Source organism: Sporosarcina sp. NCCP-2222 (assembly GCF_023168145.1).
In the GTDB taxonomy this organism is placed as follows: domain Bacteria; phylum Bacillota; class Bacilli; order Bacillales_A; family Planococcaceae; genus Sporosarcina.
In genome coordinates, this window is the sequence record NZ_BQYK01000001.1 from 178,520 (window position 1) to 188,242 (window position 9,723).

General features: G+C 39.7%; 13 protein-coding genes. 1 reads left to right on the forward strand and 12 read right to left on the reverse strand.

Annotated features, from left to right (window positions below; translation table 11 throughout):
• The 11 genes from NCCP2222_RS01005 to NCCP2222_RS01050 form a co-directional block, all read right to left on the reverse strand.
• Positions 1 to 1,304, reverse strand: a 1,304-nt coding sequence (locus NCCP2222_RS01005; RefSeq protein WP_248508775.1) for a PBSX family phage terminase large subunit, incomplete at its 3' end; no start/stop codon positions are given.
• On the reverse strand, positions 1,294 to 2,163 hold the full coding sequence (locus tag NCCP2222_RS01010; protein ID WP_309295933.1) for a terminase small subunit: 870 nt from the start codon (positions 2,161 to 2,163) through the stop codon (positions 1,294 to 1,296). The genes NCCP2222_RS01010 and NCCP2222_RS01005, both read right to left, overlap by 11 nt.
• A 95-nt stretch (positions 2,164 to 2,258) precedes the next feature.
• Positions 2,259 to 2,546, reverse strand: coding sequence for a YjcQ family protein (locus NCCP2222_RS01015; protein ID WP_248508777.1), 288 nt, complete (start codon positions 2,544 to 2,546; stop codon positions 2,259 to 2,261).
• Between the two features lie 149 nt (positions 2,547 to 2,695).
• A complete protein-coding gene (locus NCCP2222_RS01020) occupies positions 2,696 to 3,493 on the reverse strand; it encodes a hypothetical protein (RefSeq protein WP_248508778.1) in 798 nt (265 codons plus the stop codon).
• A gap of 148 nt (positions 3,494 to 3,641) precedes the next feature.
• Positions 3,642 to 4,160, reverse strand: a complete 519-nt coding sequence (locus NCCP2222_RS01025) for a sigma factor-like helix-turn-helix DNA-binding protein (RefSeq protein ID WP_248508779.1) — start codon at positions 4,158 to 4,160, stop codon at positions 3,642 to 3,644.
• A 75-nt stretch (positions 4,161 to 4,235) separates the two neighbouring features.
• Positions 4,236 to 4,364 (reverse strand): hypothetical protein, encoded by a 129-nt coding sequence (locus NCCP2222_RS20700; RefSeq protein WP_282570624.1) that lies wholly within the window; start codon positions 4,362 to 4,364, stop codon positions 4,236 to 4,238.
• A 105-nt stretch (positions 4,365 to 4,469) separates the two neighbouring features.
• The gene (locus NCCP2222_RS01030; protein ID WP_248508780.1) at positions 4,470 to 5,360 is read right to left on the reverse strand and encodes an HNH endonuclease; all 891 of its coding nucleotides are present in this window, start codon (positions 5,358 to 5,360) and stop codon (positions 4,470 to 4,472) included.
• Between the two features lie 131 nt (positions 5,361 to 5,491).
• Positions 5,492 to 6,559 (reverse strand): hypothetical protein, encoded by a 1,068-nt coding sequence (locus tag NCCP2222_RS01035; RefSeq protein WP_248508781.1) that lies wholly within the window; start codon positions 6,557 to 6,559, stop codon positions 5,492 to 5,494.
• Complete coding sequence (locus NCCP2222_RS01040) at positions 6,556 to 6,699, reverse strand: XtrA/YqaO family protein (protein ID WP_371811577.1); 144 nt, start codon at positions 6,697 to 6,699, stop codon at positions 6,556 to 6,558. Before NCCP2222_RS01040 ends, NCCP2222_RS01035 begins: the two co-directional genes overlap by 4 nt.
• A gap of 494 nt (positions 6,700 to 7,193) precedes the next feature.
• Positions 7,194 to 8,165, reverse strand: a complete 972-nt coding sequence (locus tag NCCP2222_RS01045; RefSeq protein WP_248508783.1) for a DNA-methyltransferase — start codon at positions 8,163 to 8,165, stop codon at positions 7,194 to 7,196.
• A gap of 29 nt (positions 8,166 to 8,194) precedes the next feature.
• On the reverse strand, positions 8,195 to 8,389 hold the full coding sequence (locus NCCP2222_RS01050) for a hypothetical protein (RefSeq protein ID WP_248508785.1): 195 nt from the start codon (positions 8,387 to 8,389) through the stop codon (positions 8,195 to 8,197).
• A gap of 135 nt (positions 8,390 to 8,524) precedes the next feature.
• Between NCCP2222_RS01050 and NCCP2222_RS01055 the strand changes: the two genes are divergently transcribed.
• On the forward strand, positions 8,525 to 9,019 hold the full coding sequence (locus NCCP2222_RS01055; RefSeq protein WP_248508787.1) for a GNAT family N-acetyltransferase: 495 nt from the start codon (positions 8,525 to 8,527) through the stop codon (positions 9,017 to 9,019).
• A gap of 62 nt (positions 9,020 to 9,081) precedes the next feature.
• Here NCCP2222_RS01055 and NCCP2222_RS01060 read toward each other — a convergent pair whose 3' ends face one another.
• On the reverse strand, positions 9,082 to 9,597 hold the full coding sequence (locus NCCP2222_RS01060) for a Holliday junction resolvase RecU (RefSeq protein ID WP_248508789.1): 516 nt from the start codon (positions 9,595 to 9,597) through the stop codon (positions 9,082 to 9,084).
• Positions 9,598 to 9,723: the final 126 nt, after the last annotated feature.

A 9,723-nucleotide genomic window follows, 5' to 3' on the forward strand; every position in this document is an offset into this window, starting at 1 on the left:
ACCCCCCTCATTAGTGCTGCAGTGTAGTCATCCATACGGACGCCACTGTTTTCCTTCGTGAATATTCCATAACGTTCAGCGTCCATGACGTGGTCATTCTGCTTCACCGGCTTGTCCTCTCCTCGCTTGGCCGCTTTCTCGTCCCATACATAGGAAGACCTTTCACGAAGTAAATTCGTGCAACTTCGATGCGTATAGCAGCGACCTTCTGATATCAATCGAGAAACCATACGGATACCGTCAAGCACCGCATTGTCCGCCTTGGTAACCGATAGTTCACCCTTTTCCTCAATCAACGCAATAAGAGACGCTGCAGAAGGGTCAATAATCACCTCACGGGTGAACCCTTCGCAAAACGCCTCAAGATCGTCGTAATATGCATTATCGGTTTTTTGCTTCCCCTCCGCCCTACCGTCGTAATAATACTCTTTGAGGTTGTAGTAGGTAGCAACGCCGCTTGTATCGTAATGAATCCCTTGTAAGACGAACGCAGTCGGGTTTTTTGTTCCGTAGTCAATCGTTACCTGGTAGTCATGGATATCTATCGGCCATTCATCAATAACGTGGTCATCTTCATTGAACATGTCATAGATAATTCCTTCAGCCAGTACCCACAATCCGAGTATGTAACGCTGAAAGAAGACCCCGGAATACATTCGGTAGAAACGTTCTTTGACTCGCTCAGATAAAGACAAATTATCGTTCATGGTGAAATGCAGGACGAAAATTTTCTTTTCCTTCGCCTTGTCGATGAATTCTGTTTTGAACCAGTGATATGGACCGGCCGGGTTACAGTTCACGAAGACTTTCCCGCCCTGTCCATCTGTTTCGGCAGAACAACGACCGATTGCTTGGTCTACAAACGAACGAGGGAATAGGGCAACTTCGTCAAGATAGGCACCCGCCGCTGTCAACCCTTGCAATGTGTCTTGGCTGGATTCATTGTTAGCACCGAAAAGGTAATAGGTGTTCGTACCAATCTTTACATATGGATCGCCAGAACGATGATAGTGATAGTCGATGCCTTTCGCTGTCAGTATTTGAAACATTGGTTCAAGTACGTTTCGCTTTAATGCACCCATCGACTTTCCTGCGATAATGAAGTTTTGGTGTCGATGCTTTGCGAGTGACCAAGTAATGAATGAGTCAATCATTGCAATGGTCTTTCCAGAACGAATAGAACCATGACAGATGATCATGTCATAGTCTCTGTAAGGACTCTTGTCCGTCCACCACATCAAGAGTTTCTTTTGCTTTCGGCTGAATGGGCGGAACTTAAAAGACGTGGACTTCTTACGCTTCATCGTCCATCACCTCATCAGCGAACACATCACCCGCTTGAGCATTAAGAGCTTCCTCGTAGCTGCTTCCTTGTGCGTGTGGATCACCCTCGGTATCACCGCGGAGGTTACCGAGTTCCAACTTGCCTTTCTCAATGTCGACTTTGAGCCGTTCTTCTTCGAGGCGTCGTTTGTCATCAGTGGACAAGAGGTTGGTGTACTTCGCCAACATTTCTAATGCTTTCATCTTGTCGGCCAGCTTAACAGAAATACCGTCCTTGCCCTTCTTGACTTCTGTAATGAGTGTGCCGTCAACCTCCTCTGCATTTCGGAAGTTAACAAAGTTATGGATGAAAGTGATCTCCTTGCCCTCATCATCAAGCATTGGCTCTCCTACTTCATCTTTAGCTACCACGTTTTCAGAACCGAATCCTACAAAATCGGTGATGTCTGCGAAAGCGATGTCGATGTATTTCTGTAAAACATCATCCACACTTAGCTTCTTCTCCAGTAGCCGTTCATTACGCAACCGATCTATCTCTGCAGAAATCTCAGCATTTCTAAGCAGCCTATATCCGTTACTCATCGCTGTAGTATAGGCACACTTATAAGCCTTTTGATAAGCCTTTGTCGCATTGAAGTATTTAATGTAGTAAATACAAAAAAGCCGTTGCTTATCGGTTAAATCATCCGACTCTACAACAGGCTCGAATACCTCTTTTTTCGGTTGCATCCTTTTCGTAGGGGTTGCAACCTTTTGTGTTTTGGTTGCATCCTTTTTAGGAACACCCCTCGACCATCCATCGCGACTCTTTCTACTTTTCAATGTTCCTAGCTTTACATCATGCTTCTCAGCTAATGCGGCAAGCGTTATTTTTGTCAATTCCCACTCTCTCTGAATCTCTTCCCAATTCGGCATTTCACATCACCGCCGCCCCCTTTGATTTTTAGGTATAGAAAAAAGCACCCCGAGGGATGCTATAACTTCAACCAATCTCTTATCTCTTTAAGGCCTTTGTATGCTTTTGCCCAAGCATTGTTTTCAGCTAAATACGTTTCTCCTTTTTCTGTCAAGTAAACAGTGGAGCCAAATGCATAAGGACGATTGTCAGCATACATGACACCGGAAATATACTCTTCACTCTTCAGGAAATTTACAGCATCATCGAAAGTTTCTTCATCGACCCCGAATTGTGCCTCTGACAGTTCTTTGTTGCCTGTATCTATTTCCTTCAGTATCGCAAACCTTAGTTTCTTTTTGTCCATATATACTCTCACCTCCCCTTGCCGACACTATTCGCCAATATCAGGGAAAATCCTTCAATTATTTCATCATTTCACATTGCTACTCACTCCTTTATTTACAGATAGAAATAAATCGCTTTCCCTGTTTGGGAAGCAGTTCGTTTTGTCTTTTATGTTATTTGTTTTTTTATTTTCTTAATAGTATTTATTTCTTGTTCAACTGTCTCTAAAAAACTTACGCTTAACTGATAATAATTCCTTTCTCTAAATGTATCCCATTGCATCTCTTTCTCGTTATCCATTTGTTCAATTTCAAACTTGATGTCCATTATTGAATTGTCAATTCTTGATTCTTTTACTACCCAATCCCAGGGAGCAAGCTGTTGGACATTTAATATTTCTTTTTCAAGTTCCAACTCTTTAATTTTTATCTTTAAATTATTTCTATCTATACTTAGAACTCGTTGAAAGTTTTCATAAAAATCCTTTAGGTCGAAAAGATTGAGTTCTAATTCGGTATTATCGATATTTAATGCATTCCAATTACCTTCGTTCAAACTATCTAACTCATGTTTTATTACATCAAATTCATGATTGGAGAATGAACTTCCTCTATCCTCTTTATACCTACTTCTTATATCATCTAGCATCTTTAGATTTCTAACTATTTTTCTCAACTCAAATTTCACTCTAACCAATCCATGTAATTGATTGATTAATCTTTTTCTTTCTTCATTCTCTCTAAGATTCTCCAATTCATTTCGAGCTATGATTAATGCTACAAACGCTCCAATTATCCCACCAGAGTAATTGCCAAAAAAACCGACCCATGAACTTTCATCCCCAATAGTATATTTCCCTGTAGGAATGTTTAAGATCATCCCTAATATCATAGGCGTTAAAATAATGGCCGAACCAATTTTGATATAAAATAACCTTTTTTTAATCTTGTCCATAAAATCGTTCATAGTCACACCTCCCAATGACATCATTCGCCAAGAAAGGTGAAAATCCTCCTAATTATTACTCGTTATGTACGGGGATTGTAGAGGGGGCTGACTCGTTCGATCGCACCCCTCCTTCAAAGGTTCCCCTCATATATGCAGACTTCGTATATCACGCGTATATCACGGAATCTTTTTCTACTCTTTCTTTTATCTTCGCTTTGGCTCGTCTAATAGATTGTTGAACCATACTTTTACTGACTCCAAGCTCGTTTGCAATATCGCTCATGCTTCTCTTTTGGGCAACATGAAGGATGTAGCATTGTCTCTCCCGTAAGGAGAAAGAAGATAAGATATCTGCAAGGATTATTTTTTCTTCCCTTGTCATGTACAAGTGTTTCTTGTTAATGTCCTCCGTTTCCAGCTGTTCCGCTATATCGGGAATCAGATCGATGTTTTCATACGAACGCCTTTGATAAACTGCTTTCTCGTCTGCTCCACGATAAGTCCCCGGCTGCCGTCCGGTCTTCATCCAATCGAGTGAGAACGTCATGGATTCAATCATGCTGTTGATATGCTTTAAATCCTCTCTCTCAACAGGGTTATTTCTATCTATGGTATCCGCTCTTCTAATCAAATCTTGCCGCCCTGTTGTATACTCCTGAATCAATTTATCCGCCCAACTTAGCATGAAAGCCCCTCCTATCTCTGTCTAAACGCTCCGCCTTTCGCTCTCCCGTATGTCGGTCTGTTGGTACCCATTAATTCAGCCCATTCCCTCGATGTGAACTGCTCCTCCTGCTTGTCCCTTGACTTGGTACTCTGCTTTCTTCCCGCCCCACCCTGGGGACTGTGAAAGCCCTTTTTCTATCAATTGATCTTGCAACGTCCTCATTTCCTCACTCCCTATTTTTGAAATATAAAAAAGAGGACAACAAATGACGCAGCGCAATGCTGTCATCAATGTTGTCCTCTGGTTGGCCAGTGGGACTCTATTTAATTAATTTATTTTTGTGGTAGTTTTCTCAACTACATTATAAGAATAAAAAACCTCTTGAAATTCTTTGTATCTTAAAGCATTATTGGTAACCACCAAAGTTCCTTCGAACTGGTTGAACAAGTTTACATAGCAAAAAATAGTGTTACCGTCTTGTTTTATAAATGCAGTGTAACCTTCTTCAATCACTAACTCACCTATAATAGGTGATATAGGTTCTTTTTTATTTACTATATTAGCGTCTCCATATAACCCTTCAACATCTAAGCTGGGACTAATTATATATTCCCTAATTTTTTTAGCCATTGGATCGTGAAAATATTCGTCTCCCAAAACTAAGCTAGCAAATTCATAAATAATTTTTAATATTGCCTTTCTAAATAAGTTGACATCAGCTTCTAATTGCACTATTATTTCTGGTTTATCTAATATTACGGTCGGTATAATAGTTTCTATTTCTGGCTGCGTTTTTTCTGGTCGGTTAATTCTTTTTAATGCTTTATTTACAATCTCAGGGACTTTATCTCTATCCGATCCATCGACTGAAATGGTAAGTCTATCCCCAGTGGATGATTTTTTTACACTTGGAAATAAATAAGGCGCTCTACCATCCAATCTCACTTTTACTGCTCTTGTAGGATCATCCTTCAAATAAGCTTTGGAAAATGGATTTGGTATGTGTCCTTTCTTTCCTGCCAAGCTATACTTTGCTCTTATAAATTGCATTAATGGATGATCGACTAAATGAAAGTCAACTTTTTCCCCTAAAAAGTCATTACATTCTTTACAGACGTTCTTGATTATTAATTGTCCACCCAACGAATCGGGAAAGACGTGTTCAACACTCGATTTTTTGTCCAAACCACAAAAGATGCATTTTATTTTATCACTCAAAACTCTTCCCCCCGCATACACTTAACCTACCCCTGATGCGTAACAATCTTAAATTATCCGCACTTCTGAAAACAACAAATGACATCGTGTTGCGCTGTAATTAAATGCTGTCCTCTGGTTGGCCAGGTTGACTATTTCATTTTTTTATTATCCTCGTTATAGGCTCTGAGATATTCTAGTACTCCTTCTTCAATTTCAAATCCTTTATTATTATTGTTGTTATTTTTATGATTGTAATACTTTCTATAATCAATCTTATTACCTTGAAGTTGATTGGTTATACTGTTTTGGCTTTCCAATAAACTTTTTATATCTCTTAACTGTGATGTCAGCTCCTGATTATCATTCCCACCTTCCTTGTTCTGCAATGCCACAACTGAATTTAATTTCTCGATTAATTCGTTCGCTCCTTGTTGCTTGCTCAACAAATCCGCCATTTGAACTTTAATAAGATTATTATTTTCCATATATTCATTTTGCAACTCATTAAATTCAGCAACTGCCTTCTTTAATTCCTCTACACTGTTTTTAACATCAAATATATTATTTCTTTGTCCCGCTACGTCAATTAGCGTAATTATAATCGCTATGACAGCCAATAATATAGAACTTAGCGTTGCTGCAAAAGCGAGTAAAGAACCCGCATAATTAGAATCAGCGAATATATATGACACTAACCATATAACGACTCCTGCGAATATTATAGATAGATATACAAAATGCATGACACCTATTGTTTTCCCGATATTTTTATCGCTACTCAAAAGTCTTTCCCCACTTCCTTTTTCATTCACTTGAATACCATTTGAAATGTCTTGATTTCCCGTTTGTTCTTCACTATTTTTTAGAGTTAGCAGTTCTTTGAGTTTAGAAAGATCTTTAATTTTGATTAAGTATGAACGTACATTTATTAAAAACAACCATGACACTACACCTAAAACAACTATGAAGTAGATGACTCCGATTATTGCATTTAATTCATAAAATATTCGGGTTAAAAATAATCCAATCGCTACAAATACCCCCATTATAGTTATAACAACCGTTTTTGACTTTTCATACTCCAAAGTACTGTTTACGTTGGCTAAAACATATTTCTCTTCTAACTTATTATTTGATGAAGACCCATTTTCAAAGGTGAAATTATATTTTTCACATAAGACACTAATCTCTTCATCCAATGTCTCTTTCTTCTTCAAAACTCTTCCCCTTCCTCGCGCCTCATCCGCTTAACCTTCCCCTGATGCGTAACAATCTTATACTCACCATGCTCTGGTAATTCTCTCACCTTTGCTTTTCCCTCTGAAATTACCACAACACAGTTAGCAGGTAATACCATTGTATCAAGAAATAGTTTACCATGTAAGTCTATTTGCGCATCTACTATTTTCATAGAATGTCCCTCCATGCTATAATGAAATTGGTAGGATCAGGAGGGACACTCCTGGTCTTTTTTATCACAAATCCAATCGAGAAACGAAATCATGTTTGATGGATTGGATGCCTTTAATTGGGCAATTAATTGTTTTGTTTTTAACTGGCTTTATAGTCGTAATGTGAAAGATTTATTGTTACTATTGCTTTCACATTAGAAATAGATTATTATTTTCTTGAAAGGCAGGGGATGTTTTATGGAACACTTTTTGTTTCCATTTGTGTCTTGTTACCTTAAAGACACGTACAGCAAAACAGCAACCTCCTTTCTTTTCCGTAGTATAAACAAACTTATTTGATTGGATTGTAGTGGTGAAGTCTTCCTTCTCTAGATGTATAGAGAAAAGAAGTCTTTTTTATTTTTCTCGATAACTTGTTATTTATTTTCAATTTATTGCATCAAGTTATTAATTCCAGCTGAACAGCACTCAATCGTCTTTCCGCTATTTTGATATATTCCGGATTCAACTCGATCCCGACAAAATCCCGGCCATACCGCAGAGCTACTAATCCGGTCGTTCCGGATCCAATGAAAGGATCAAGCACAACTCCATCTACAGGAGCTCCAGCTAAAATACATGGTTCAATCAAGTCTTGCGGGAAAGTAGCAAAGTGAGCTTCCCTTAATGGTTTAGTTGATACACTCCATACAGATCGCTTATTTCTCTTTGGCCGTATTGCTCGAAAAGCATCCTTTCCATATTTCCCTTCGAACGATCCTCGCTTTTTATCTTCACGCCTATTTTGCTGTGGTGGCCCGAATGCCCCTCGAGATCCCCTAGGAGGATCATCTACCGGACGATAGATTGCTTCCTCCTTGATTGCCTCGTGATCGTAATAATACGACGGTGATTTTGATAACAAGAAAATGTATTCATGTGCCTTGGTTGGCCGATCTGTTATACTCTCCGGCATTGGGTTAGGCTTGCTCCAAATAATGTCCGATCTCAGATACCAACCATCGGCCTGTAGCGCAAAGGCCACTCTCCACGGAAGGCCAATTAAATCTTTGGGTTTTAATCCATTCGGGACGTTATTTATTTTGGTTTCGTGGCCTGCAGGCTTGGGAACGTAAACGTGTTTCTGCTTATCCGTTACAGACCATGCACCTTTCCCGCTGCCGGCATATGCATCTCCAAGATTGAGCCAAAGAGTGCCGTCATCCCGCAGCACCCTATTAACCTCACGAAACACTTCAACGAGAGCCGTTACATATTCATCGACTGATCGTTCTAACCCGATTTGCCCGTCCACTCCGTAATCCCGAAGGCCCCAATAAGGGGGAGAAGTTACAACCGTGTTCACACTCTGATCTGGTAGTCTCTTCAACACTTCAAGACAGTGGCCTTGATGGATTTTATTAAATTCCATTTCGCACCCCCTCACTTGGAAATACTGAGTTATTTATACGTCTGTTGAACCTTAGCGAGTTTCCCTGCGCACTCAAAGCAAAGTCTGCTTACAACTTGTCGTCCACTAATTTCAATTACTTCGTCATAGGGATAATCCAACCCCATCCCATTCGGTTTCAATTCACTTATATCGCAATAGCTACAAGAACCGACTTCACTTACTTTTTTGATTCGTGCTTTCATGCCAAACTCTCCTTTAGATTTTACTGCTAAACGTTGTTTGTCTACTCCACACCAGAAGGTACGTTCTACACTTTCTTGTACACAAATATTTAATAGCTTATACTTAATTGAATATTTGAATTGGGGGTTTATAAAATGCTGTCTAACAGTTTGAAAACTTCAATCGACCTGGTTGAATACACCACTGAATACTTTGAATATCTATCGGACTACTATTTACCAGAAGAACAACTTCAATTCACCAAAATGCCTTTAGAAAAAATTAATGAAACAAATATTTCTAAGACTGCTAAACATGTCTTAATTCTTGAAAATGGAGTTCCTGTAGGCTATTTCGCTCTCGAAGATGGCGAAAAATTATCAAAGTACAGCCAGAATACTAATGCTCGTTTGCTGACAGCATTCTCAATTGATTTTAAAAATCAAGGAAAGGGATTAGCCAAGATCGCGCTGCAACTATTACCTGAGTTTGTTAAAAATACTCTTTCTGAAATTGATGAAATTGTTCTTGGTGTAAACCAGAATAATGTGCCTGCTTATAATCTTTATTTAAAAACAGGCTTTATAGACGAGAATGAATTTTATCAAGGTCCAAAAGGTCCTCAACATATTTTGCATTTGAGAGTTTAAACAACAGACCTAGAGCTTTTTAAGCTCTTTTTTTGTACATAAAGATATAATTATCATCCGCCTCATCCCACATGCTTAAGGTAATGCAGCACATATCCATTCTCACTTTTCACCTGATCGCAATACAATTTGAAATCATTATAAGGAATCGATTTCCTCCCGCCCTTCTTGGCGCGCTCCCAAGCCTCCTGTAGCCGTCCAAACGGAAGAAGGAATACTTCGACGAGTTTCGTAAAAGAAACGAGAAGGAAGGCGTGTGCGCCTTTTTGGTACCATGATTTGAGTAGATCGTATTGATGCTCTGAAATATTGCTTAGCGGGAAACTGGTCCTGCTAGATGTCTCCTTGGCATCGAAAACGATGGCCCGGCCGTCATGTACGCCAGAATAATCGACCCACTCGGGTTTTTGCGTGTAACCCGTCACCCTGCCCCGGACATTGCTCTGAATTTGTACAGGAGTAGGAACCTTTCGTATGTCAGCCACGCCCTTATTGCGATACTGAGTATTCGTTATATCGACCATCCGCTCCAAGCTGGCACCTCTATTTGCGTGCGATCTGCTGTATGTTTTCCTCATCGTGCCACCCTCTCCTGGTAAGCCAATTCCTCATCTATCGTGATTTGTCGCTTGAGGAACTCCGCTTCGGCCTCATCGTGCTTCTGTTTACAAACCGGGCCATATCCCACTGCGATGCTCTTTGGC